The following is a 24,165-nucleotide window of genomic DNA, read 5'->3' as shown; positions in this document are numbered from 1 at the left end:
ATAGGTGGTTTGATCAAATCACCTCGGGCAGTCGCTTTCCCGCCTTGCGGGCCGCCCGGCACGCTGACACAGTATCGCCAGATTCACGGAGGTCAATCAGATGATCGAGAAACGACAGTTCTACATCAACGGCACCTGGACAGGTCCCATCGCGGGGCAGGACCATCACGTCATCGACCCCTCGACGGAAGAGCCCTGCGCGGTGATCTCGCTTGGCGGGCAGGCCGATACCGATGCCGCCGTCGCGAGCGCCCGCGCCGCCCTGCCGGGCTGGATGGCCACCCCCGTGGCCGAACGTATCGCCCATGTCGAGAAGATCCTCGAGGTCTACAAGTCCCGGGCCGAGGACATGGCGCAGGCGATCAGCGTCGAGATGGGCGCGCCCATCGACATGGCTCGCAAGCAGCAGGTCGGCGCGGGGGTCTGGCACATCACCAATTTCCTCAAGGCCGCGCGCGAGTTCGAATTCGACGCCCCCCTTGGCGATCACGCCCCCAATGACCGGATCATCCACGAGGCCGTCGGCGTCGTCGGCATGATCACGCCGTGGAACTGGCCGATGAACCAGGTCACGCTCAAGGTGATCGCCGGGCTGGTGGCGGGCTGCACCATGGTGCTCAAACCCTCCGAGGAATCGCCGCTCAACGCCGTGGTGTTTGCCGAGATCATCCACGAGGCCGGTCTGCCCAAGGGCGTCTTCAACCTCGTCAACGGTGATGGCGCGGGCGTCGGCAGCCAGCTTTCGGCACACCCGGATATCGACATGATCAGCTTCACCGGCTCCGCGCGGGCGGGCAAGCTGATTGCCAAATCCGCCGCTGACACGCTCAAGCGCGTCAGTCTCGAATTGGGCGGCAAGGGTGCCAACCTGATCTTTGCCGATGCGGATGAGAAGGCCGTCAAGCGCGGCGTGATCCACTGCATGAACAACACCGGCCAATCCTGCAACGCCCCCACCCGCATGCTGGTGCAGCGCGAGAAATACGACAGCGCCGTGGAAGAGGCCGCCGAGGTCGCCGCCTCGCTCACCATCGGCCCCGCCAGCGAGGAAGGCCGCCATATCGGCCCGGTGGTGAACGAGGTGCAGTTCAACAAAATCCAGGACCTGATCCAGAAAGGCATCGACGAGGGCGCGCGCCTTGTCGCCGGGGGCACCGGACGGCCCGAGGGGTTCAACAAGGGCTTTTACGTGCGCCCCACGGTCTTTGCCGATGTGACCAACGACATGACCATCGCGCGCGAGGAAATCTTCGGACCGGTGCTGTCGATCATCCCGTTCGACACCGAGGAAGAAGGCCTCGCGATCGCCAATGACACGCCTTACGGGCTGACCAACTATGTCCAGACCAGTGACGGGGCACGGGCCAACCGCCTTGCACGCGGCCTGCGCTCCGGCATGGTCGAGATGAACGGCCAGTCGCGCGGCGCGGGCTCGCCCTTCGGCGGCATGAAGCAATCGGGCTATGGCCGCGAGGGCGGCACATGGGGCATCGAGGATTTCCTCGAGGTCAAGGCGGTCTCCGGCTGGACGCCCGGCGCCTGAGACGGTGGCGGGCCACGCCTTCGTCCTGCATCTGCCGCGCGCCACCGCGCGTCGTGACAATGCCCGCGCGGTGCTGGCAGACTGCGGGATGGACGGTGAAATCTGGCCCGCCGTCGATGGCCACACGCTGTCCTCGACCGATCTCGCCGCCTGCGTCGGCGCGCACATGTTGGCGCCGGCCTATCCCTTCGGTCTCAGCGCGGGCGAGATTGGCCGTTTCCTCAGCCACCGCCAGATCTGGGCCGAGATCGTCCGCCGCGATCTCGATTTCGGCCTGATCTTCGAGGGCGACGCGGCCCTCACGGCCGCCCCCTATGCGAACGCGCTGCGCCTCGCGCTTGCCAATATCGACATGCTTGGGCTGATCCAGTTCCAGACGAGGCCCCATGCCGGGCCCGCCACGCTGGTCGATACGGTCGGGGCAAGCGTGCTCAGCGTACCGCAACAGACCGGGCTGCGCAGCACCGCGCAAATGCTTAGCTGGGACGCCGCCGATCACCTCCTGCACCTGACCGAGAGCTTCGACCGCCCGGTCGATACGTTCCTGCAAAGCCATTGGCACACCGGGTTGCGCCCGGCGGCAATCCATCCCTCCGGGATCAGCGACATCGCCGATACGCTCGACGGTTCCACTATTCAGGGCGGCACGCGCGGCGTGCTTGCAAAACTGCACCGCGAATGGGCGCGCTATCGCTATCGCCGGGGCGTCGCCCGCGCCTCGCGCCATAGCGGCGCACCGGTGCAGGGCGGGCTCGCGTGATCTGCACCCGGCACCGACGCGATACCGACGCAATACCGACGCGATACAGCCCCCCGTTTAGGGGCCTCTAGAACGGTGCCTTGGCGCGAAATTTCACCCCCGCGCCGCCATCCGGATGACGCAGGCGCAATTCCTCGGAATGCAGCATCAGGCGCGGATAGTCCCGCGCCGCGCCGCTTGCATAGAGCGGATCACCGAGGATCGGATGCCCGAGGCTGAGCATATGCACCCGCAACTGATGACTGCGCCCGGTCTTCGGGCTGAGCCGCACGCGGCTCTCGTTTTCGCCCTGCCGCAGCACCCGCCATTCGGTCCATGCGGCACGCCCGGTCTCGTGGCAGACCTTCTGCAAAGGCCGGTTTGGCCAGTCCACCGTCAGCGGCAGATCGACAACGCCGGTCTTGGGTGAAAGTAGCCCAAGCACCCGTGCCACATAGCTTTTCTTCGCCTGCCGCTTCTCGAATTGCAGGCCCAGATGGCGCTGAGCATGGGGGGTAAGCGCAAAGATCATAACGCCCGAGGTGTCGCGGTCCAGCCGGTGCACCAGCAGCGCGGTCGGAAACGCGTCTTGCAGACGGGTTATCAGGCAATCGGCCAGATGTTCGCCCTTGCCCGGCACGCTGAGCAGGCCTGCGGGCTTGTTGACCACGACGATTTCGTGGTCGTGATGCAGGATGTCGAGCGGGTCTGTTGGCGGCGCATAATCGGACATGCGCGCGGCTTACACCACCATGCGGTCAAGGGCCACCGCCGCGCTCACTCCGCCGCGTCGCGCAGGCTCGACATCAGCAGGTGGAACTTCTCACCCTGAATGGCCACATGCCCCCGCAGCGCCTCCGCCGCCCGTTCCGCCTCGCCCGCGCGCAGAGCCGCGACGATCGCCTCGTGCTCGGCCATGGATTGTTGCATCCTTCCGCGCAAACGCAGTTGCAACCGGCGGAATGGCTTGAGTCGCCGGTGCAGTCGCAGCGCTTCATGCTCCAGAAACCCATTGCCCGCCTGATGATAGATCACATGATGGAATTGCTCGTTCTCGCGGTAGTACCCATCGGTGTCGCCCGCCTCGACCGCTGCCGTGCAACGCGCATTTGCCGCGTCCAGATCACGTAGTGCAGGTTCGGAAATACGCTGTGCCGCAAGCCGTCCGCATACGCCCTCGATCTCGGCCATGGTCTCGAACATCTCCATCAGTTCGACCGGGCCGGGCTGCCGGATGAACACGCCGCGTCGGGGTATCTGCTCGGCCAGTCCCGAGGCCACAAGCCGTCCGAGCGCCTCGCGAATCGGCGTGCGCGATACGTCGAATTGACGGGCAAGGCGGATCTCGTCCAGCCGGTCGCCATCGTTGAACCCGCCGGTAAAGACAAGCTCTTCCAGCGCATCTGCAATGATATCGGCCCGGCGTTGTGACATGCGAAAAACTCTAGGCGGCAAAGGCTTTGTGCGCAAGATAGAATTTCTTGTATACAAAAATCTTGACTCTGAATTCAAAACTCCAAAGACTGTACCAATGCTCACGGGTCATCAGGCCCACGGCAGTTATGGGAGGAATACATGAAACACACGTTTATAGCGGCCACCGCCGCAACTGCACTGCTTATGGGCGGTACAGCCACAGCCGCCGAACTGCGCCTGTCGCATCAGTGGTCCAACAACGACGTGCGTCACAAGGTGGCGCAGATCGTCGCCGATGAAGTGGCCGCCGCCGATGTCGACCTTGAGATCAAGATTTTCGGCTCGAAGTCGCTGTTCAAGCCGCGCGAGCAATACACCCCGCTCAGCCGTGGTCAGCTCGACATGACGGTCCTGCCGCTGAGCTATGCAGGCGGCCAGCAACCGGCGTACAACCTCACGCTGATGCCGGGGCTGGTAAAGAACCACGATCACGCCGCGCGCCTGTCTGACAGCCCCTTCATGGAGGCGTTGGAGGCCAAGATGGCCGAGGATGACGTGATGGTGCTGGTGCATGGCTATCTCGCAGGCGGTTTCGCGGGCAAGGAAAAGTGCATCACAAAACCCGATGACATTCAGGGCCTTCAAACCCGGGCGGCGGGCAAGGCGTTTGAGCAGATGCTCGCGGGGGCCGGTGCGTCCATCGCCTCGATGGCGAGTTCCGAGATCTACAACGCCATGCAGACCGGCGTTCTGGATGCGGCCAACACCTCGTCTTCGTCCTTTGTCTCCTACCGCATTTACGAGCAGGTCAGCTGCTACACACCGGCAGGCGACGTGGCGCTTTGGTTCATGTATCAGCCGCTTTTGATGAACAAGACCACCTTCGAAGGTCTGTCCGAAGATCAGCAGGCGGCGCTCATGGCCGGGGCCGAAAAGGCCGAAGCCTACTATCTCGAAGAGGCCAAGAAGCAGGACGCCAACTCCGTTGAGGTGTTCGAGAAGGCCGGCGTCGAGATCGCCCATATGAGCCAAGAGGAGTTCGATGCATGGCGCGCCATCGCTCAGGAAACCTCCTACAAGGCCTTTGTCGAGCAGGTGCCCGACGGGCAGGAACTGCTCGACATGGCGCTCGCCGTCGAGTGACGTGACCCAAGTGCCGCGCCCCCTTGCTGGGCGCGGCATTCCACGACTGAAATTCCGTCCATCATCAGGAGTGCCAAATGGCTGGCCAGACCTCGGGCGCCGTCGCGCGCACCGGCAATAACCCCTTCTTGCGCGCCGTTGCTGCGATCTCGAGCCTTGCGGGCTGGATCTCGGCGGGCATGATCGTCTCGGCGGTGCTGATCACCTGCCAGATGATCTGGATCCGCTTTGTGATGAACGGCTCGACCATCTGGCAGACCGAGGCGGTGATCTATCTCATGATCGCCGCGACCTTGCTGGGCCTGCCTTACGTGCAGCGCCTGCGCGGACATGTGAATGTGGACCTGATCCCGCTCGCCCTGCCGCGTCGCATGCGCAAGGGGCTGGCGGTGCTGACGCTCTCGCTGTCGATCCTCGTCGTCGGTGTGATGCTTTGGTATGGCTATGAATTCTGGCATTTCGCCTGGGCGCGCGGCTGGACCTCCGACACCATCTGGGCGGTGCGGCTGTGGATCCCGTACCTCGCCATTCCGGTGGGTTTTGCCCTGTTTCTCTTGCAACTGGTGGCCGACCTCGTGGCGCTGATCCTCGATATCGACACCCCATTCGGACTGGAGGACGCCTGATGGACCCGCTTGTGCTTGGCCTCATCGTCGCCATCGCGACCATTATCGTGCTGTTCTCCGGCGTCTCTGTCGCGCTCGGTCTGCTGATCGTCGCGGGCGGCTTCCTGATCATCTTCGACGGGATGCGCTCGCTGGAACTCATGCCGGAAATCTTCTTTGGCAAGCTCGACAATTTCGCGCTTCTGTCGATTCCGATGTTCATCATCATGGGGGCCTCTATCGCCTCTACCCGTGCGGGTGCCGATCTTTATGAGGCGCTGGAGCGGTGGCTGACCCGCGTGCCCGGTGGCCTCGTGATCTCCAATCTCGGGGCCTGTGCGCTCTTCTCGGCGATGTCGGGCTCCTCGCCCGCCACCTGTGCTGCCATCGGCAAGATGGGCATCCCCGAGATGCGCAAGCGCGGCTACCCTGATTCCGTCGCTGCGGGCTCCATCGCGGCGGGCGGCACGCTCGGTATTCTCATCCCGCCCTCGGTCACGATGATCGTCTATGGCATCGCGACTGAAACCTCGATTGGGCGCCTCTTTCTGGCGGGGGTCATTCCGGGCATGCTGTTGGTCGCGCTCTTCATGGCGTGGTCGCTCTACCAGACATGGAAGGCGGGCGATGTGCGCCTTCTGGGGGCGAAACCCTACACATGGGCGCAGAAAATCGAGATCCTGCCCCGTGTTCTGCCGTTTCTCGCGATCATCCTCGGGGTGCTCTACGCGATGTATGGTGGCATCGCTACACCGTCCGAGACGGCCGCTGTCGGCGCGCTGCTATGCCTGGTGATCGCCATGGTGATCTACAAGCTGTGGGATCCCCGCGCGCTTTGGGTGGTATTGCGCGACAGCACCCGTGAAAGCGTGATGATCCTCTTCATCATCGCGGCGGCGGGGGTGTTTTCCTACATGCTCTCGTCGCTCTTCATCACCCAATCCATCGCGGAATGGATCGGCACGCTTGACGTCAATCGGTGGGTGCTTATGGGGGCGATCAACGTCTTCCTGCTGATCGCGGGCTTCTTCCTGCCCCCCGTCGCGGTGATCCTGATGGCCGCACCGATCCTGTTGCCGATCATCACCACAGCCGGGTTCGATCCGATCTGGTTTGCCGTGGTGCTGACCATCAACATGGAGATCGGCCTCATTTCGCCGCCCGTGGGCCTCAACCTCTATGTCATCAACGGCATCGCGCCCGATATCAAGCTCAAGACGATCCTCGTCGGCTCGTTGCCATATGTCGGCTGCATGATTCTCGCGATCATCCTCTTGTGCCTGTTCCCCGGGCTGGCCACATGGTTGCCGAATGCAGTGATGGGACTGGGCTGATGAGCGTGCTGGCGGATCTTCTTTCAACGGTGTTCGAGCGGCGCTATCGCGGTGCCGCCGAACCCGACCGGCAAAACCGCAGTATCGAGGCGCTGTGCCGTGATCTTCTGGGCAGTTCCGGAGAGGTGTCGGGCATGGCGCTCTCGCGGCTGATCCTTGATCGCTACGCGGGCATGGATGACGCGGGCAAACTGGCGTTTTTCCAGTTCTTGACGCAGGATATGGGTGTTGACCCCGAGGCGGTGCGCGACACGCTCGATGCGTTCGAGACGACGCCTGACCGCAACACCTACCGCGCCTTCATGACCGCCGCCGAGCCGCCGCGACAGGAGCTTGCCCGCCGTCTCAATCAGGTGCCGGGGGCCACGGCGCAGCTTGTGGCGATGCGCTCGGATCTCTTGCGCCTGGCGCGCGACAATCCGGGGCTTTCGATCGTCGATCTCGATCTCAAGCACCTCTTTGCGTCGTGGTTCAATCGCGGCTTTCTGGTGCTGCGTCCGATCAACTGGACGAGTTCGGCGGATGTGCTGGAAAAAATCATCGCCTATGAGGCGGTGCATGCCATCGACAGCTGGGATGATTTGCGCCGCCGGTTGCAACCGACAGACCGGCGCTGTTTCGGCTTTTTCCACCCCGCAATGCCCGACGAGCCGCTGATTTTCGTCGAGGTGGCGCTCAGCCACGGTGTCCCCGGTGCGATCCACGACGTGCTGTCGGAGGACCGCGAGGCCATCGCGCCGGATGCCGCCGACACTGCCGTGTTCTACTCGATCTCCAACTGCCAGTCTGGGCTGGCGGGCATTTCCTTCGGTAACTCGCTGATCAAGCAAGTGGTGGCGGATCTCTCGCAGGAGTTGCCCAATCTCAAGACCTTCGTCACTCTGTCGCCGATTCCCGGCCTCACCCGCTGGCTGTCGGAGCGTGACAAGACCATGCCCGAGGACGACGACGCCCGCCGTCAGATCACCGCGCATTACCTCCTGAACGGTAAGCGCGACAAGGGCGGGCCCTATGACCCGGTGGCGCGGTTTCACTTGGGCAATGGGGCCTCGGTCCATGCGATCCATGCGGGGGCGGATCTTTCACCCAACGGGCAAAAGCAATCGGGCGGTGTGATGGTGAATTACCTTTACGACCTGCGCCAGATTTCGCAAAACCACGAGCGATTTGCGGCCTCGGGTGAGATCGCCGCCTCGTCAGAGGTGACGGCCCTGGCCTCTGCGGCCGCCAAGACGACGGAATGAAGGACAAGACCATGGCCAACCCTCTCTATGACACGCTTTTCGGTCGCCGTGCGGGCCGCAGCACCCCGTTTCTCCACCTCGGCGACGGGCAAACGCTCAGCTATGACGCATTCCTGCGGCTGACAGCGCGCTATGCCCATGCGTTCCGCGCGGTGGGGCTCGCGTCCGGCGACCGGCTCGCCGCGCAGATCGAGAAATCGCCCGAGGCGCTCGCGGTCTATGCCGCCTGCGTGCAGGCGGGCATCGTCTTTTTGCCGCTCAACACCGGCTATACCGGGGATGAACTGTCGTATTTCGTGAGCGACAGCGGCGCGAATCTGCTACTGTGCGACCCGGCCAAATCCGAAGCGCTCCGCCCGATGGCCGAGGCGGCGGGGGCCGCGCTGATGACGCTGGATGCGGGTGGCAATGGCACGTTGCCCGACGCGGCGCGTGACCTGCCCGAGACGTTCGAGACCACCCCGCGCGCGGGTGACGACCTCGCGGCGTTTCTTTACACCTCCGGCACCACCGGGCGCTCCAAGGGCGCGATGCTGACGCAGACCAATCTGCTCTCCAACGCCGAGGTTCTGGTGGATTACTGGCGGTTCAGCTCCGACGACGTGCTCTTGCATGCGCTGCCGATCTTTCATACCCACGGCCTCTTTGTCGCGACCAACGTCATCCTGCTGGCGGGCGGATCCATGATCTTCCTGCCAAAATTCGACGTGGATACGGTGATCGCGCAACTGCCGCGCGCGACCTCGATGATGGGCGTGCCGACCTTTTACACCCGGTTGCTCGACGATCCGCGCTTCACGCGCGATCTGCTGGCACATATACGGCTCTTCACCTCCGGCTCGGCCCCGCTTCTGGCCGAGACGCATGTGGCGTTTGAAGAGCGCACCGGCCACCGCATCCTTGAGCGCTACGGCATGACCGAGACCAACATGAACACCTCCAACCCCTATGACGGCGCGCGCCGCGCCGGGACCGTGGGCTTTCCCCTTCCGGGGGTGGATCTCAAGATCACCGATCCGCAAAGCGGCGAGACCTTGCCGCAGGGCGAGATTGGCCTGATCGAGGTGCGTGGTCCCAACGTCTTCAAGGGCTACTGGAACATGCCCGAAAAGACCGCCGAGGAATTGCGCGACAACGGTTTCTTCATCACCGGCGATCTCGGGCTGATCGACGATCAGGGCTATGTGCAGATCGTGGGGCGCAACAAGGACCTGATCATCTCGGGTGGCTACAACATCTACCCCAAGGAAATCGAATTGCTGCTCGACGATCAGCCCGGCGTTCTGGAAAGCGCCGTGGTGGGCGTGCCGCATCCCGATTTCGGCGAGACGGTGGTGGGCTTTCTGGTGCCGCAAAAGGGCGAAACGCTCGATCTGGACGCCATTGCCGGGGCTGCGTCGCAGAGCCTTGCGCGGTTCAAGCATCCGCGCCGCCTGATCGTGCTCGATGAATTGCCGCGCAACACGATGGGCAAGGTGCAAAAGAACATGCTGCGTGCGGATTACGCGGATCTGTTCGCCGCCGCTTGAGCCGCGCACGCCCCGTTCAGAGCGCCTTGCGCAGAATCAGAGCGTCGACCGCCCCGCGTGCGTAGTATCCCGTGCGCCGGGCCACCTCGGAATAGCCCGCTGCTTGATACAGCGTGCGCGCAGGTGCATTGTTTGCCGCAACCTCAAGGAACGCCGTTACTGCACCGCGTGCGCCAGCCTCGCCCTCGAACCCGGCAAGGCATGCGCGACCCAACCCTTGGCGCCGATGCGCCGGGTCGCAGGCGAGCGTCAGCAATTCCGCTTCGTCCGCGATCACCCGGCCTAGCGCGAAGGCGCGCGTATCGCCCACGGCAAATACCAGCGGGCTTTCCAGCAACTCAGTGAATTCCGCGACCGACCATGCCCGCCCCTGATCCGCAAAGGCGCGCCCGTGGCAGGCGGCCATGTCGTCAGGCGTCATCCAGAATCACCGGTGGCGCGTCCTTTGCCGGGGCCGCATCGGCAGGCCGTACGTAAAGCGGCGCCGGGGGCGGGCCGTTATCGGGGGTACGAGTCGCAAGCCGCGCAATCCGCTCGGCCAGCAGAACGGGAGGCGGGGGGAGCAGCGCGTCAGGAACATCCGCCATCGCCACCAGTTCCGGTGCCTGGCCGACACGCTGCACGTAGCCCTGATCGCGCGGGGCGGGCACGCAGGGCGTGCCAGGCTCAGCGCCTGCACGGATCGCCTCCAGCGTGCTGATGCCGATCACGGGGATGCCAAGGCTCAGCGCCAGCCCCCGCGCGGTGGCCACCGAAATCCGAATGCCGGTGAAATTGCCGGGGCCGATGCCGACCCCGATCCGGGCCAGATCGCGCCATGTGGCACCAGCCTCTGCCAAGACGTCTTCCAGCAATGGCATGAGACGTTCTGCCTGTCCGCGTCCCATCTCTTCGGCGCATGCCGTCAGAACCTGGTCACCGCATAGCAAAGCGGCCGCGCAGTGCGCGGCCGATGTGTCGAACCCGAGGGTAAGCGGCCTAGACACCGACAGGGCGCACCTCGGTCACTTCGGGGATGTAATGGCGCAGCAGGTTCTCGATCCCCATCTTCAGTGTGATGGTGGAAGAGGGGCACCCGGCGCAGGCGCCCTGCATGTGCAGGTAGACCACCCCGCGCTCGAAGCCGTGAAAGGTGATGTCACCACCGTCCTGTGCCACCGCGGGCCGCACGCGGGTGTCGAGCAATTCCTTGATCTGAACCACGATTTCCGCATCCTCGCCGCTGTGCTCGGCATGGCCCGACGCGCCGCCGCCCTCGCCGGTCATCACCGGCTGACCAGATTGGTAATGCTCCATGATCGCGCCCAGAATCGCGGGTTTGATATGGTCCCACTCGGTGGCTTCATCCTTGGTGACGGTCACGAAATCGTTGCCCAGAAAGACGCCTGCGACGCCCGGAACCTTGAAAATTCGGTCGACCAGAGGCGACACCTCTGCGCCGTCGGAGGTAGGAAAATCAGCGGTGCCTGCGTCCAGCACGGTCTGTCCGGGCAGGAATTTCAGCGTGGCGGGATTTGGAGTGGATTCGGTCTGAATGAACATGGCGCGCCCCTTTCGTGCTTGTCCCCAGATATGCGCCCCCCATGGCCGCAAGTCAAGGATTGGAACGATTCTAAACTGGTTGGCACGGGAAGGCAGTGTGACGTTTGCATAGTGAGGCGCGCATTTCTCAGGTGATCGCCTCAAGCCGTTCCTTGCTCAGATCTCCCGGCACTATGGTGATCGGGATAGGCAGGGTGCCCGAATTCTTGGTCAGTTGCGTTACCAGCGGTCCGGGACCTTTCTTGCCGGTCCCGGCACCCAGAACCAACACGCCGATATCCGGGTCGTCATGGACCTGCGCGATGATCTCAGAGACCGGCTCGCCCTCTCGGATCACCAGTTCAGGATCAATGCCTTGCTTGTCGCGCATCCATTTGGCGAAAACCTCGAAATGCGCCTCGATGCGCTCGCGGCTTTCTTCGCGCATGATGTCTCCGACACCGATCCAGTGATTGAATTCCTCTGGTGGGATCACTGATAGAATCTCGACACCACCCTGCGTATGCGCCGCGCGCATCGCCGCAAAGCGCATCGCGTTCAGGCATTCGCGGCTGTCATCCAGCACCACAAGAAACTTGCGCATCGCTCATATCTCCCTCAGTCGCGCATCATGACGCGGAAATGGGCACGGGGCAATAGAGGCCGTTCCCGCATCCGAATTTGAGTATCTTTACCGAAAAGAAACAGCGAGTTGCCCGCCCGCTCTGCCCTTAGTCAAAGGTGCCCGCCACCCGACCCAACAGCATGAAGGCCCGCGCTGTGCGGGTTTCTGAAAGCTCCGATATCTCGGCATCCGTCGCGGTCTCGGCGAATTGTGAGACCATCCTGTCAAAGAGCCGCAAAAAGTGGTGCGCCGCATCGCGAAAGATCGCATCCTGCCGCATCCGGGCCGTGGTCAGCGCCAGTGATGACCGGTCGCGCACGCCACCAAGCGCAGCCACGGTCCGCCCGCGTTCACCATCGGCAAAACGCCGCCAGATTTCGGGGCGGGCCATATCGGGGCGCAGATCGTCCATGTAGATGCCATCATGCGACATCAACGTGAGAATGTCCTGTGCTGCACGGATGAGCTGTGCCGTGGGACGGTCCTTGAGTGCGCGTCGCAGCGCCGCAAAACCAGCCTTGTCTTCGGGGCTCTCGGGGAAGTTCAGCGCGGTGATGAAATCCGCGCGGCTCAGAGGCGCCTGTATCTCTTCGGCGGGCGTGCCAAGTGGCAGGGCAACTTGATCATCAGCGCCGGAAGGTGCCGGGGCAGGGGCCAGTACCGGGCGCGGTTCGACCTCGTGCGTGCGCACCGAGGAAAACGTCGCCAGGGTGGTTTCGGTCTTGCGCTGTGCCGCCACGATCTCGTCCAGCTTCTGGCTGACCGTCTTGTCCACGGTTTGGCCAAGAAACTGATTTTGATTGAGATACGCGTCGCGGATCGCGTCAATTGCCGCCTGTAGCCGGGTGCTTTCCTCGCGCATCACGCGGCTTGCGCGCGCAGCGGTTGCCCCGACCCAGATCATGGCCACGGGCATGAAAACGGCAATCAGAACGATCACGAATTGCAGCGCGCCATCCACGCTGTCCTGTGGTGCGAGCACGAGGAAAAACAGCCCCGTTCCTGCCAGCCATAACAAGGACAACGCAACCGCAATCACCTCGATCACGGTCAGACGGTCCGCCTGGGGCCTGTCCTGACGCCCCGACATGGGGCTGGGTTGCGTGCGTGGGGGCATGATGTGGTTGCCTGTCAGAGATAAACGACCTTTATCACCTCATAGGCGCGATCACCACCGGGAGTGCGCACTTCGACGCTGTCGCCCTCTTCCTTGCCGATCAGGGCGCGCGCAATTGGTGATTTTATGTTCAGAAGGCCGTTTTCGATACTGGCCTCGTGTTCCCCCACAATCTGATAGGTCTTTTCCTCGTCGGTATCCTCGTCAACGAGCGTGACCGTCGCGCCGAACTTGATCGAGCCCGAGAGTTTCGCGGGGTCGATCACTTCGGCGAGACTCAGGATGCCCTCGATCTCCTTGATCCGGCCCTCGATGAAGGACTGCTTTTCCTTGGCCGAGTGATACTCGGCGTTCTCGCTCAGGTCGCCATGTTCTCGCGCTTCGGCGATGGCGCGAATAATGGCGGGCCGCTCAACCGACTTGAGCTGCTTGAGCTCTTTTTCCAGCGCGGCATGGCCGCCTGCAGTCATCGGGATTTTTTCCATTTCACGCGTCCATTGTCAGAAGCGGGGCCGCGCATTTGCTGGCCCCGTCAGTCTCGTTTCAGAATTTGGATCAGATTGCACGAATGCGGGCTTCGATTGCAATAGTGGATCGCGAAGGCAGGCGTATTCAGGCGCAGGGCCGTGACAAATTGCCGGTTTCAAGCGGTTTTAACGTCGTGTTTCAATTGACGCTTGACGCGCGGGCGGGCTAGTCACTCTCGCAACAATGTTGCGTGGCGGCACTGGCCCGTGATGCGCCCCGAAAAAAGGATGATGTCGATGACGGATATGACGCGCGAAGCGATGGAATACGATGTCGTGATCGTAGGGGCGGGGCCTGCTGGTCTGTCTGCCGCGATCCGGCTGAAGCAGCTTGATGCCGAGTGTCAGGTCGTGGTGCTGGAAAAGGGCTCCGAGGTGGGGGCCCATATCCTGTCGGGCGCGGTGCTCGATCCCTGCGGCCTCGATGCGCTGATCCCCGACTGGAAAGAAAAGGGCGCGCCGATCAACACGCCTGTGCGCGAGGATAAATTCTACATGTTGGGTGAAGGCGGCAAGGTGCGCGTCCCCAACTGGCCGATGCCTCCGCTGATGAACAACCACGGCAATTACATCGTCTCGATGGGCAATGTCTGCCGCTGGATGGCCGAACAGGCCGAGGAACTGGGCGTCGAGATTTTCCCCGGCATGGCCTGTTCGGAAATGGTCTATGGCGAGAATGGCGAGGTCAAGGGCGTCGTGGCCGGTGAGTTCGGTCGCAACGAGGACGGCACGCCCGGTCCGAGCTATGAGCCGGGGATGGAGCTGCACGGCAAATACGTCTTCCTGTCCGAGGGCGTGCGCGGCAGCCTCTCCAAGGAGGTGATCGGCAAATACGATCTGTCCAAGGGGCACGAGCCGCAGAAATTCGGCCTCGGCATGAAAGAGATCTGGGAGGTGGACCCCGCCAAGCATCGCGAGGGCAGCGTCACCCACACGATGGGCTGGCCGCTTGGCAGCAACGCGGGCGGCGGCTCGTTCATCTATCATCTTGAGAACAATCAGGTCTATGTCGGCTTCGTGGTGCATCTGAATTACCAGAACCCGCATCTCTACCCCTACATGGAATTCCAGCGGTTCAAGCATCACCCGATGGTCGCGGATCTGCTCAAGGGCGGCAAGCGCGTGGCGTATGGTGCGCGCGCCATCACCGAGGGCGGCTATCAGTCGATGCCCAAGATGGTGGCCCCGGGCGTGGCGCTTCTGGGCTGTTCGGTCGGCATGGTCAACGTGCCGCGCATCAAGGGCAACCATAACGCCATGCTCTCGGGCAAGGCGGCGGCGGAGGCGGCGCATGAGGCGATCAAGGCTGGCCGCACCAGTGACGAACTTGGCGACTACGAGACCGAGGTGCGCACCGGCGCGATCGGCAAAGACCTGAAAAAGGTGCGCAACGTCAAGCCGCTCTGGTCCAAATATGGCCTTCTGGCCTCGCTCACCGTGGGCGGATTCGACATGTGGACCAATACCGTAGGCTTCAGCCTTCTGGGCACGCTCAATCATGGCAAGACCGATGCCGAGGCGACAGGGCTGGCCGAGACCCACAAGAAGATCGACTACCCCAAGCCCGATGGCAAGCTGAGCTTTGACCGCCTGACCAATGTCAGTTTCTCGATGACCAATCACGAGGAAAATCAGCCTGCGCATCTGACGCTCAAGGATGCGAACGTGCCGATCAGCGTCAACCTGCCGAAATACGCAGAGCCCGCGCAGCGCTATTGCCCGGCGGGTGTCTACGAGGTGGTGCACGAAGAAGGCAAGGAGCCGCGGTTCGTCATCAACTTCCAGAACTGCGTGCATTGCAAGACCTGCGACATCAAGGATCCCAGCCAGAATATCCACTGGGTCACACCGCAGGGCGGGGACGGACCGAACTACCCGAATATGTAACCATCCCGTGAGATCGGCGGCGCGGCGCGGCAAATGGGCCGCGCCGCATTGCCTTGGGGGGGCTGGCATATTACCTTCGCGTGACATTCCCGCGATAAAAGGCAGGTCAGCGTGAAAATCAGAACCCTCTCGGCCCTCGCACTCACAGCATTCTTGCAGGCGGTGCCGCTGCCTGTGTCGGCGCAGGAGCCAGCCGGCGCCTATCTTGCGGCCCGTCAGGCACGTGTCGTTGGCGATTTCGCGGCTGCGGCGCAGTATTACGCGCAGGCTTTGTCGCGGGACCCGTCGAACCCGGCAATGCTTGAGAACGCCACCATCGCCTATCTGGCCCTGGGTCAGTTGGACCGGGCCGTCGCCGTGGCCCGCAAGATCGAGGCGGACGGATTGCGCAGTCAGGTGGCGCAAATTGCACTTTTGGCCGATCAGGCAAGCAAGGCCGAGTGGGAGGGGCTGCTCTCGCGACTTCAGGACAAGCGTGGCGCGGGCGATCTGGCAGACGGGCTGATCTCGGCCTGGGCCTATCTCGGCAAGGGCGACATGACCGAAGCACTCGCCCGCTTCGACACCGTTGCCGAAGAACGCGGACTGCGCAGTTTCGCGCTCTATCAAAAGGCTCTGGCGCTCGCCTCTGTCGGTGATTTTGAAGGCGCTGACGAGGTGTTTGCCGGAGACGAGGACGGCCCGGTCCAAGCCACCCGGCGCGGTGTCATGGCCTGGGCGCAGGTCCTGAGCCAATTAGGCGAGCACGAGCGCGCGCTTGGCCTGATCGATGACACGTTTGGTGGGGACCCGGACCCGGAGATCACTGATCTTCGCGCGCAGATCGAGGCCGGTGAAACCGTGTCATTCGACGTGGTGTCGGGGCCAAAGGACGGTGTCGCGGAGGTTTTTTTCTCGCTTGCACGGGCGCTGATGCAAGAAGCCAATGACGAGTTTGTGCTGCTCTATGCGCGGGCCGCCGAGGCGATCCGGCCCGGCCATGTAGACGCCGTGATCACGGTGGCCGAGTTGCTTGAGGATATGCAGCAACACGACCTCGCCATCGCCGCCTACAAGAAGGTGCCGCGCGATCACCCCTCTTATCACGTGGCCGAATTGGGGCGTGCGGAGGTCCTGCGCCGCGCAGACAAGCCCGATGCGGCGGCGGAGGTGCTCGACCAGTTGGCGCAGACTTATCCCGATCTTGCCAATGTACATGTCGCAGCCGGGGATCTGCATCGCGCACAAGAGAGCTACGCCGCGGCGGTCGAGGCTTATGACCGCGCCATTGCGCTGCTGGAGGAGCGCGATAACCCGCAGTGGTTCGTCCATTACGCGCGCGCGATAAGTCACGAACGGCTCGATCACTGGCCCCAAGCCGAGGCCGATTTCCGCCGTGCGCTTGAGTTGAACCCGGATCATCCGCAGGTGCTCAACTATCTTGGCTATTCGATGGTGGAAAAGCACATCAATCTCGAAGAAGCACTGGGCATGATCGAGCGCGCCGTCGCGGCACAGCCCAACAGTGGCTATATCGTCGACAGCCTCGGATGGGTCTATTATCGTTTGGGCCGCTATGACGAGGCCATCGTGCAGATGGAACGCGCGGCCGAGTTGATGCCCACCGATCCGGTGGTCAACGATCACCTCGGTGATGTTCTCTGGGCGGTGGATCGCAAGGGCGAGGCGCGATTTCAGTGGCGGCGGGCGCTGTCGCTTCATGAAAGCGCGCCGTCGCCAGATCTCGATGCCGACCGCGTACGCCGCAAGCTGGAAGTGGGGCTTGATCAGGTGCTCGAGGAAGAGGGGTCCGAGCCGCTGAGGGCCGTGAATGCAATCCCGGCCAATAACTGAGCCTGCCCCGGCCAAGGTCAATCTGACGCTGCATGTCACGGGCCGCCGGGCGGATGGGTATCACCTGCTCGACTCGCTCGTCGTGTTTGCCGATATCGGTGATCGCGTGACCGTGCGGCCCGGTGTGTCGCATCTGCGGATTACGGGCCCTATGTCGGCGGGCGTGCCAGAGGGGCCCGAGAACCTCGTGCTGCGCGCCGCCGCGCTGATCGGGGCCGAGGCCGACATCACGCTCGACAAACATCTGCCCGCCGCTGCCGGGATCGGTGGCGGCTCAAGCGACGCGGCGGCCTGCCTGCGCGCGCTTGCGCGGCTCACTGGCGCGCGCCTGCCCGATGACGTGGCAAGCCTGGGGGCCGATGTGCCGGTCTGCCTGCTGGCCCGCGCCGCGCGAATGCGTGGCATCGGCGAAGAGGTCACGCCGCTCGCGCGCCTGCCCGTGCTGCACGCAGTGCTGGTCAATCCGCGCATCGCCGTCTCGACACCCGCGATCTTCAAACGACTGGTGCGGCGCGACAATCCCCCCATGCCCGCGCGTCTACCGGGCTGGCACACGGCGGAAAACCTGATCCATTGGCTGGCCACACAGCGCAATGATCTGGAGGAACCGGCCATCGCAGAGGCCCCGGTGATCGCGAATGTCTTGCAGGAACTCTTGGCTACTGCAGGCTGCGCTATTGCCCGCATGTCGGGCTCCGGCGCCACCTGTTTCGGGCTCTACCCAGATGCGCAGGCCGCGCAACAGACCGCCGACGCGCTACGCCGCGACCATCCCGATTGGTGGGTCATGCCGACCCGTCTCAGTTGATCCGAGCCACCACGTAATCCGCCAGACCACCCAGCATGTCGCGCACCGGATGGGCGGGCAGCGTCTCCAAAGACACGCGTGCCTTGGCGACCCAGGCCATTGCATCTGCGCGCGTCTGGTCAAGCGCTCCATGCGTGTGCAACAGAGAGAGCGCATGCTCCAGATCGCCGTCGCGCTGATCCCCCTTCTCGATGCACCGCTTCCAGAACGTGCGTTCCTCGTCCGAGGCCGCCGCCACCGCCTTGATCACCGGCAGGGTCAGCTTGCGCTCGCGGAAATCGTCACCGACATTCTTGCCGGTCGCCTTGGCGTCGCCCTCATAATCGAGCAGGTCATCGACGATCTGAAACGCGACCCCAAGCGCGTCGCCGTAATCGAAAAGCGCCTGCACCTGATCCTCGGGCGCGCCGGCGATGACGCCGCCCACCTCGGTCGCCGCCGAGAATAGCGCCGCCGTCTTGCCGCGCACCACCTGCAGATAGATGCTCTCATCGGTGCGCAGATCACGCGCCGCGCTCAGTTGCAGCACCTCGCCCTCGGCTATCGTCGCCGAGGCATTGGCAAGGATATCAAGCACCCGCAGCGAGCCGGTCTCGACCATCAACTGAAAGGCACGCGCAAATAGATAATCGCCCACAAGAACGCTGGATTTGTTGTCATAAAGCAGGTTTGCCGTGGGCCGCCCCCGGCGCTGCGCGCTCTCGTCCACCACGTCGTCATGCAACAGCGTGGCGGTGTGGATGAATTCCACCGTTGCCGCCAGATGCACGTCATAATCGCCGGAATAGCCGCACATATCCGCACTCGCCAGCGTCAGGAGCGGACGCAGCCGCTTGCCTCCCGCCTCAACGAGATGTGCCGTGACCTCGGGAATGCGCGGCGCGTGGCGCGAGGCCATGCGCGCCCGGATCAGCGTATTGACCGCGTCCATCTTGTCCGCCAGATGCGCGGCAAGGGCCTCATGCGGTTTGCTTGCGACTTCGTCCAATCCCATAACACTCCCGTCAACACTGCTCGACAAATAGCGCGCGGTGCCCTTATGTCAGCCTTATGAAACAGCTTCTCCGCACCAATGATCCCGCATCCATGGCGTTCGCTCAGGCGCTGCTTCAGGGCGAGGGTATAGACTGCTTTGAAATGGACGTAAACATGAGCATCCTCGAAGGCTCTATCGGGATTTTCCCGCGCCGCCTGATGGTGGCGGACGCCGATTACGAGGATGCGCGCGAGGCGCTCATCGACAACGGATTCTCGCTTGAGGACTGAATCGTTTGTCGAAAAGGAGCTGAGCCATGACGCGTTTCTTGGTGGACGGCTTCGGATCGCGCAGCCCCGCGCGGGCTATCGCGCGGGCATAGACCCGGTGCTTTTGGCCGCGAGCATCCCGGCTCGCGCGGGGCAGAGTGTGCTTGATCTCGGCTGCGGCTCCGGCATCGAGACGCTCTGTCTTGGGGCGCGGGTGCCGGGCCTCGTCCTCGCAGGGCTGGAAATACAGCCCGCCTATGCCGATCTGGCGCGACGCAACGCGGTGGAGAATGGCGAGGCGCTCGAGGTTTTCACCGGCGATCTGACCGATATGCCGGGCCCGCTGCGACAGCGCCAGTTCGACCACGTCATCGCCAACCCGCCCTATTTCGACCGGACAGCCAGCACGCCCGCGCGTGATCCGGGGCGCGAGCACGGCATGGGGGAAACCTGTGCCCTTGCCGACTGGGTCACCGCCGCCGCGCGACGGGTCGCCCCCAAGGGTCAGGTGACGTTCATACAACGCGCCGATCGCCTGCCCGATCTGATCCCGGCGATGGTCGCGCATCTGGGATCGCTTGAGGTTCTGCCGCTCATCCCCCGGCAGGGACGGGCGGCGCGGCTCATCTTGATACGTGGGCGCAAAGGTGGGCGCGCGGAGTTTCGCCTGCACGATGGTATTCGCCTGCACGCAGGGGCCGCGCATGGCCGCGACGGCGAGGATTACACGCCTGCGATTTCCGCGGTGCTCAGAGATGCGGCAGGTTTGCCCTTTCCCGACTGAGTCGATTCAAATCCAATCGGAAAACACCCGCTCATTTTGCAACCGCAGCGTGACAGTATTGTAAAAATATGCTGCACTTCCCATGTCGATTTGAGACGCATCCATATCAGAGGAGACTGCCCATGAGCTTGAGTTCGCATATCGAGGAACTGAAGAAGAAACATCACGCGCTCTCGGAGAAGGTGGAACAGGCGCAGCGCGCGCCGGGCAGTAGCACGCTGGAAATCGCGGACCTCAAGAAACAGAAATTGAAGATCAAGGAAGAGATCGAGCGCCTGTCGGAAAACGCCTGACAGTGCAGCCAGATAGACGTAAATAACTAAGGGCCGGTCACCATGGACCGGCCCTTTTTCGTGGTCTGTCGCGGGTCGGGTCAGACGAAGAACTGACCGCCGTTTGCCGAGATCGTCGAGCCGTTGATGAAGCTTGCGTCGTCGGAGACGAGGAAGCTCACGCAGCGGGCGATTTCCTCGGGTTCGCCCAGACGACCGGCCGGGATCATGCCGATGATCGATTCGCGCACCTTTTCCGGTACCGCCATCACCATTTCCGTGGCGATGTAGCCGGGACAGATCGCGTTCGCGGTGATGCCCTTGGACGCACCTTCCTGTGCGAGGCTCTTGATGATGCCAAGATCGCCCGCCTTGGTGGCGGCATAATTGACCTGCGCAAACTGTCCTTTCTGGCCATTGATCGAGGAAATCACCACGATCCGGCCAAAGCCGCGCTCGCGCATGCCGGGCCAGACCGGGTGGACGGTGTTGAACACGCCGGTGAGGTTGGTGTCGATCACGGCATTCCACTGATCCGGCGTCATCTTGTGGAACGGTGCGTCACGGGTGATACCGGCATTTGCCACCACGATCTCGATTGGCCCCAGATCGGCCTCGACCTGTTCGATCCCGGCCTTGGAGCTGTCATAATCGGCGACGTTCCACTTGTAGGTCTTGATGCCGGTCTCCTCGGTGAACTTGGCGGCGGCCTCATCGTTGCCGGCATAGGTCGCGGCGACGCTGTAGCCGTCGGCCTTGAGCGCCTTTGAAATGGCGGCGCCGATTCCGCGTGATCCTCCGGTGACGAGTGCAGTTCTTGCCATGGTATCCTCCAATCTGGCTAATGCTTTGGTAACTTGGTTATCTTCTTGATCGGGCAAGCGCAACATTGTTGCGCGGTAAAATCTCCGCGATGCAGGGTGGGGCATGAAAAAGGGCGCCCGGGGCGCCCTTTCCTGTCATCCATCGCGCCCTGACTTAGGGGCGCTCGACGCAGAGAGCGACGCCCATGCCGCCGCCGATGCACAGCGTGGCGAGGCCTTTTTTGGCGTCGCGCCGCTTCATTTCAAACAGCAGCGTGTTCAGAACTCGGCAGCCCGAGGCCCCAATCGGGTGGCCGATGGCGATGGCGCCGCCGTTCACGTTCACAATCGACGGATCCCAGCCCATGTCCTTGTTGACCGCACAGGCCTGCGCGGCAAAGGCCTCGTTTGCCTCCACGAGGTCGAGGTCGCCGACGCTCCAACCGGCCTTCTCCAGCGCCTTGCGGCTGGCATGGATCGGGCCCACGCCCATGATCGACGGGTCGAGCCCGGCGGTGGCATAGGAGGCGATGCGCGCCAGCGGCTCGATGCCGCGGCGCTCGGCCTCGTCGGCGCTCATCAGCAGGGTGGCGGCGGCACCGTCATTGAGGCCGCTGGCATTGGCGGCGGTGACCGATCCGTCCTTGGTGAACGCCGGGCGCATCTTGGACATCGCGTCGATAGTCGCCCCAAAGCGGATATACTCGTCTTTGTCGACGACGATATCGCCCTTGCGGGTCTTGACGGTAAAGGCGATCACCTCGTCGTCGAACTTGCCCGCCTTCTGCGCGGCTTCGGCCTTGTTCTGGCTGGCGACGGCGAATTCGTCCTGCTGATCGCGGCTGATCTGCCATTTCTCGGCGACATTCTCGGCGGTCTGGCCCATGTGATAGCCGTTGAACGCATCCCAAAGACCATCACGGATCATGGTGTCGATATATTTCATGTCGCCCATCTTGTGCCCGGCGCGCAGATGCGCGGCATGGGGGCTGAGCGTCATGTTTTCCTGGCCCCCGGCGCAGATGATGCTGGCATCGCCCAACTGGATGTGCTGCGCACCCAGAGCCACGGCACGCAGGCCCGACCCGCAGACTTGGTTGATGCCCCAGGCTGCCGATTCGATGGGCAGCCCGGCATTGATATGCGCCTGACGTGCCGGGTTCTGACCCTGTGCGGCGGTCAGAACCTGGCCGAGGATCGTCTCGCTGACCTCGGATTTATCGATGCCCGCGCGCGCGACCACGGCCTCCAGAACAGCGGCGCCCATGTCGTGCGCGGGGGTGTTGGCGAACGCGCCGCCAAAAGACCCGACAGCGGTGCGTGCTGCGGATGCGATTACTACGTTGGTCATTAGTGTCCTCCACCAGGAATTGCCCGGGCCGAGGAAGCAAGTGGGGCCGCCACATGGAATGCGCGCCCCGCCGTTTCCTCAGCCGTTACGCGGCGTCATATCGTAGGTGCCGCGCTGCGGCAACGGGCGGAGTGTCACATTCACGCGGTCGCGCGGTCAAGTGTCTCGTCGAGCCAGGGCGGGTGGATCGTCGGGGCACCGAAGTAATAGCCCTGCAGGCAGTCGATCCCGAGCGCGGTGAGATAGGCCGCATCCTCGGGTTTCTCGACGCTTTCGGCGACGGTCACCATGTCGAATTGCTGACCGATGCTCAGCAGCGCGGCGGTCAGCACCTGATTGTCGGGATCGCGGGCGACGCCGCGAATGAACTGACCGTCGATCTTGAGGATGTCGAAGTAGAAATCCTTTAGAAATCTGAAGGATGTGTACCCCGCGCCAAAATCGTCGAGGGCAAATCCGATACCCTTGCGTTGCAATTCGGTCATGAAACCGGTGACCAGTTCCGGCACCAGCATGGCAGAGCTTTCGGTGATTTCGAGGATCAGCCTTTCGGCGATTGTCGGGTCGTTCGACAGCCGCTTCTTGAGAATACGCAGCCAAGGCCCGTAGCCGATGGAGCGCGCCGACATGTTGATGGATAGTCTAAGGTCGGGAAATTCGGTCAGCGTGCGCAGACCCTTTTCCAAGGCGAGACAGTCGATTATGCGCCCGGTTTCCGTTACTTCAATCTGGGTGATGAAGTCGCGCGCGGGAATCACCCTTCCCGTCGCATCCATGACGCGAATCAGCCCCTCGTAAAAGGCGGGCCTGTCCGGCTGTCCGGCGGTGACGACCGCCTGATAGGCGAGCATCACCTGCTTGTGGCGCACCGCCTGATCGACCATTTCGATCACCGAGCGATCACGCGCCGAGACGGCATAGGTGAGCGGGTTGTCGTGGCCTGCCGGTATATCGGCCCATTTGCGTGTCTTGCCCATCTTGCCCTCCGAGACTGGCGTGTTCCCAAACTGCGGCAGATCCCTTAAGGACAGTTTAAAGGGCGAATTTGAATGAAATCTCGGGGACAGGCCATGGAGCGATGCGGTTGGGTGGGGGCGGACGCGCTCTACGAAGCCTATCACGACCACGAATGGGGCGTGCCCGAATATGACAGTCGCGCACTGTGGGAAAAGCTTATCCTCGACGGGTTTCAGGCGGGGCTGAGCTGGATCACCATCCTGCGCAAACGCGAGAACTTTCGCGAGGCATTTCAGGGGTTTGACCCGCATGTCATCGCGGGATGGGGCGAGGCCGAGATCACCCGGCTGCTGGCCAATCCGGGCATCATACGGCACCGGGGCAAGATCGAGGCGACCATCGGAAATGCCCGCGCATGGCAGGCGATCGAGGCCGAGCAGGGGTTTGACCGTTACCTCTGGGATCATGTCGGAGGGCGACCCCTTCAGACCCGCTGGCAGACCCTCGCGGAGGTGCCTGCGCAGACCGATCTTTCCATAAAAATTTCGAAAGATTTGAAGAGACGTGGCTTCAAGTTCTGCGGCCCCACCATCGTCTATGCCTTCATGCAGGCCGTGGGCATGGTCAACGATCACCTTGTAACCTGCCCCTGCCACGAACGGGTGGCGCGGCTGGGATGAGAGGGCTGTAACGCGTCGGTATTCTGTCGGTATCGCGTCGGTGGGGCGGCGCGTTGACTGTGGAGTCGGATTTTCAACAGCTTCATGCCTAGGGATGTTTCGCTACAACCCATCTCGTCCCGCGAGGTGACCAAAATGGCTCATCACCCGCTCCCCGGCGCAAAGAGGTTTTGGAATCGCTGCCGAACCCCTATATGACGGG

26 protein-coding genes are annotated in these 24,165 nt (G+C 63.0%); 14 read left to right on the top strand and 12 right to left on the bottom strand.

Annotated elements, in window-relative coordinates; translation table 11 throughout:
* The first annotated feature begins 100 nt into the window (after window positions 1-100).
* Both PVU19_RS16845 and PVU19_RS16840 read left to right on the top strand, forming a co-directional pair.
* Window positions 101-1,543 carry an aldehyde dehydrogenase family protein gene (locus tag PVU19_RS16845; RefSeq protein WP_050662089.1) on the top strand — a complete coding sequence of 481 codons (1,443 nt, stop codon included), beginning with the start codon at window positions 101-103 and terminating at the stop codon, window positions 1,541-1,543.
* A gap of 4 nt (window positions 1,544-1,547) precedes the next feature.
* Complete coding sequence (locus PVU19_RS16840) at window positions 1,548-2,303, top strand: glycosyltransferase family 25 protein (RefSeq protein WP_050662088.1); 756 nt, start codon at window positions 1,548-1,550, stop codon at window positions 2,301-2,303.
* 67 nt (window positions 2,304-2,370) lie between these two features.
* Here PVU19_RS16840 and PVU19_RS16835 read toward each other — a convergent pair whose 3' ends face one another.
* Both PVU19_RS16835 and PVU19_RS16830 read right to left on the bottom strand, forming a co-directional pair.
* A complete protein-coding gene (locus tag PVU19_RS16835; protein ID WP_050662087.1) occupies window positions 2,371-3,015 on the bottom strand; it encodes an RluA family pseudouridine synthase in 645 nt (214 codons plus the stop codon).
* A 44-nt stretch (window positions 3,016-3,059) separates the two neighbouring features.
* Window positions 3,060-3,716 carry a GntR family transcriptional regulator gene (locus tag PVU19_RS16830; protein ID WP_050662086.1) on the bottom strand — a complete coding sequence of 219 codons (657 nt, stop codon included), beginning with the start codon at window positions 3,714-3,716 and terminating at the stop codon, window positions 3,060-3,062.
* A 141-nt stretch (window positions 3,717-3,857) separates the two neighbouring features.
* On the opposite strand from PVU19_RS16830, the gene dctP reads away from it, so the two are divergent.
* The 5 genes from dctP (at window position 3,858) to PVU19_RS16805 (ending at window position 9,553) form a co-directional block, all read left to right on the top strand.
* On the top strand, window positions 3,858-4,841 hold the full coding sequence (gene dctP / locus PVU19_RS16825; protein ID WP_050662085.1) for a TRAP transporter substrate-binding protein DctP: 984 nt from the start codon (window positions 3,858-3,860) through the stop codon (window positions 4,839-4,841).
* Window positions 4,842-4,918: 77 nt separating this feature from the next.
* On the top strand, window positions 4,919-5,467 hold the full coding sequence (locus PVU19_RS16820; protein WP_050662084.1) for a TRAP transporter small permease: 549 nt from the start codon (window positions 4,919-4,921) through the stop codon (window positions 5,465-5,467).
* Entirely contained in the window at window positions 5,467-6,780 is a 1,314-nt protein-coding gene (locus PVU19_RS16815; protein ID WP_050662083.1) for a TRAP transporter large permease, read from the top strand. Before PVU19_RS16820 ends, PVU19_RS16815 begins: the two co-directional genes overlap by 1 nt.
* The gene (locus PVU19_RS16810) at window positions 6,780-8,024 is read left to right on the top strand and encodes a malonyl-CoA decarboxylase (RefSeq protein ID WP_050662082.1); all 1,245 of its coding nucleotides are present in this window, start codon (window positions 6,780-6,782) and stop codon (window positions 8,022-8,024) included. The genes PVU19_RS16815 and PVU19_RS16810 overlap by 1 nt, the downstream gene beginning before the upstream one ends.
* An 11-nt stretch (window positions 8,025-8,035) precedes the next feature.
* Window positions 8,036-9,553, top strand: a complete 1,518-nt coding sequence (locus tag PVU19_RS16805; protein ID WP_050662112.1) for a malonate--CoA ligase — start codon at window positions 8,036-8,038, stop codon at window positions 9,551-9,553.
* Window positions 9,554-9,569: 16 nt separating this feature from the next.
* Here the strand turns inward: PVU19_RS16805 and PVU19_RS16800 are convergent, their stop codons facing one another.
* The 6 genes from PVU19_RS16800 to greA all read right to left on the bottom strand — a co-directional run bounded on the left by PVU19_RS16800 (window position 9,570) and on the right by greA (window position 13,301).
* Window positions 9,570-9,974: a GNAT family N-acetyltransferase gene (locus PVU19_RS16800; RefSeq protein ID WP_050662081.1), complete on the bottom strand. Its 405-nt coding sequence runs from the start codon at window positions 9,972-9,974 to the stop codon at window positions 9,570-9,572.
* Window positions 9,964-10,539: a tRNA (adenosine(37)-N6)-threonylcarbamoyltransferase complex dimerization subunit type 1 TsaB gene (gene tsaB / locus PVU19_RS16795; RefSeq protein WP_050662080.1), complete on the bottom strand. Its 576-nt coding sequence runs from the start codon at window positions 10,537-10,539 to the stop codon at window positions 9,964-9,966. The genes PVU19_RS16800 and tsaB overlap by 11 nt, the downstream gene beginning before the upstream one ends.
* Complete coding sequence (locus tag PVU19_RS16790; RefSeq protein ID WP_050662079.1) at window positions 10,532-11,095, bottom strand: NifU family protein; 564 nt, start codon at window positions 11,093-11,095, stop codon at window positions 10,532-10,534. The genes tsaB and PVU19_RS16790 overlap by 8 nt, the downstream gene beginning before the upstream one ends.
* A 127-nt stretch (window positions 11,096-11,222) precedes the next feature.
* Window positions 11,223-11,678 carry a universal stress protein gene (locus PVU19_RS16785; protein ID WP_050662078.1) on the bottom strand — a complete coding sequence of 152 codons (456 nt, stop codon included), beginning with the start codon at window positions 11,676-11,678 and terminating at the stop codon, window positions 11,223-11,225.
* A gap of 127 nt (window positions 11,679-11,805) precedes the next feature.
* The gene (locus tag PVU19_RS16780) at window positions 11,806-12,789 is read right to left on the bottom strand and encodes a hypothetical protein (protein ID WP_235575720.1); all 984 of its coding nucleotides are present in this window, start codon (window positions 12,787-12,789) and stop codon (window positions 11,806-11,808) included.
* A gap of 41 nt (window positions 12,790-12,830) precedes the next feature.
* Window positions 12,831-13,301: a transcription elongation factor GreA gene (greA, locus tag PVU19_RS16775; RefSeq protein WP_050662076.1), complete on the bottom strand. Its 471-nt coding sequence runs from the start codon at window positions 13,299-13,301 to the stop codon at window positions 12,831-12,833.
* A gap of 279 nt (window positions 13,302-13,580) precedes the next feature.
* On the opposite strand from greA, the gene PVU19_RS16770 reads away from it, so the two are divergent.
* The 3 genes from PVU19_RS16770 to PVU19_RS16760 all read left to right on the top strand — a co-directional run bounded on the left by PVU19_RS16770 (window position 13,581) and on the right by PVU19_RS16760 (window position 17,871).
* On the top strand, window positions 13,581-15,230 hold the full coding sequence (locus PVU19_RS16770) for an electron transfer flavoprotein-ubiquinone oxidoreductase (RefSeq protein WP_050662111.1): 1,650 nt from the start codon (window positions 13,581-13,583) through the stop codon (window positions 15,228-15,230).
* A gap of 111 nt (window positions 15,231-15,341) precedes the next feature.
* Entirely contained in the window at window positions 15,342-17,063 is a 1,722-nt protein-coding gene (locus PVU19_RS16765; protein ID WP_152911608.1) for a tetratricopeptide repeat protein, read from the top strand.
* Window positions 17,056-17,871: a 4-(cytidine 5'-diphospho)-2-C-methyl-D-erythritol kinase gene (locus tag PVU19_RS16760; protein ID WP_050662109.1), complete on the top strand. Its 816-nt coding sequence runs from the start codon at window positions 17,056-17,058 to the stop codon at window positions 17,869-17,871. Before PVU19_RS16765 ends, PVU19_RS16760 begins: the two co-directional genes overlap by 8 nt.
* On the opposite strand, the gene PVU19_RS16755 is transcribed toward PVU19_RS16760, so the two are convergent.
* Window positions 17,864-18,865, bottom strand: a complete 1,002-nt coding sequence (locus tag PVU19_RS16755; protein WP_050662075.1) for a polyprenyl synthetase family protein — start codon at window positions 18,863-18,865, stop codon at window positions 17,864-17,866. The two genes, PVU19_RS16760 and PVU19_RS16755, sit on opposite strands and share 8 nt — an antisense overlap.
* A gap of 56 nt (window positions 18,866-18,921) precedes the next feature.
* Here PVU19_RS16755 and PVU19_RS16750 point away from each other — a divergent pair, with 56 nt between their 5' ends.
* The 3 genes from PVU19_RS16750 (at window position 18,922) to PVU19_RS16740 (ending at window position 20,193) form a co-directional block, all read left to right on the top strand.
* On the top strand, window positions 18,922-19,137 hold the full coding sequence (locus PVU19_RS16750; protein WP_050662074.1) for a putative signal transducing protein: 216 nt from the start codon (window positions 18,922-18,924) through the stop codon (window positions 19,135-19,137).
* Window positions 19,127-19,900, top strand: a complete 774-nt coding sequence (locus PVU19_RS16745; protein ID WP_235575719.1) for a tRNA1(Val) (adenine(37)-N6)-methyltransferase — start codon at window positions 19,127-19,129, stop codon at window positions 19,898-19,900. The genes PVU19_RS16750 and PVU19_RS16745 overlap by 11 nt, the downstream gene beginning before the upstream one ends.
* Window positions 19,901-20,022: 122 nt before the next feature.
* Window positions 20,023-20,193 carry a YdcH family protein gene (locus PVU19_RS16740; protein ID WP_074785543.1) on the top strand — a complete coding sequence of 57 codons (171 nt, stop codon included), beginning with the start codon at window positions 20,023-20,025 and terminating at the stop codon, window positions 20,191-20,193.
* Between the two features lie 80 nt (window positions 20,194-20,273).
* Here the strand turns inward: PVU19_RS16740 and phbB are convergent, their stop codons facing one another.
* The 3 genes from phbB to PVU19_RS16725 all read right to left on the bottom strand — a co-directional run bounded on the left by phbB (window position 20,274) and on the right by PVU19_RS16725 (window position 23,303).
* Window positions 20,274-20,996: an acetoacetyl-CoA reductase gene (phbB, locus tag PVU19_RS16735; RefSeq protein WP_050662072.1), complete on the bottom strand. Its 723-nt coding sequence runs from the start codon at window positions 20,994-20,996 to the stop codon at window positions 20,274-20,276.
* 154 nt (window positions 20,997-21,150) lie between these two features.
* A complete protein-coding gene (locus tag PVU19_RS16730) occupies window positions 21,151-22,326 on the bottom strand; it encodes an acetyl-CoA C-acetyltransferase (RefSeq protein ID WP_050662071.1) in 1,176 nt (391 codons plus the stop codon).
* 140 nt (window positions 22,327-22,466) lie between these two features.
* Window positions 22,467-23,303 carry an EAL domain-containing protein gene (locus PVU19_RS16725; protein WP_050662070.1) on the bottom strand — a complete coding sequence of 279 codons (837 nt, stop codon included), beginning with the start codon at window positions 23,301-23,303 and terminating at the stop codon, window positions 22,467-22,469.
* 93 nt (window positions 23,304-23,396) lie between these two features.
* Here PVU19_RS16725 and PVU19_RS16720 point away from each other — a divergent pair, with 93 nt between their 5' ends.
* On the top strand, window positions 23,397-23,963 hold the full coding sequence (locus PVU19_RS16720) for a DNA-3-methyladenine glycosylase I (protein ID WP_050662069.1): 567 nt from the start codon (window positions 23,397-23,399) through the stop codon (window positions 23,961-23,963).
* Window positions 23,964-24,165: the final 202 nt, after the last annotated feature.

This window comes from Roseovarius tolerans, assembly GCF_028885395.1.
Taxonomy (GTDB): domain Bacteria; phylum Pseudomonadota; class Alphaproteobacteria; order Rhodobacterales; family Rhodobacteraceae; genus Roseovarius; species Roseovarius tolerans.
This window is presented reverse-complemented; position numbering and strand designations above follow the sequence as displayed.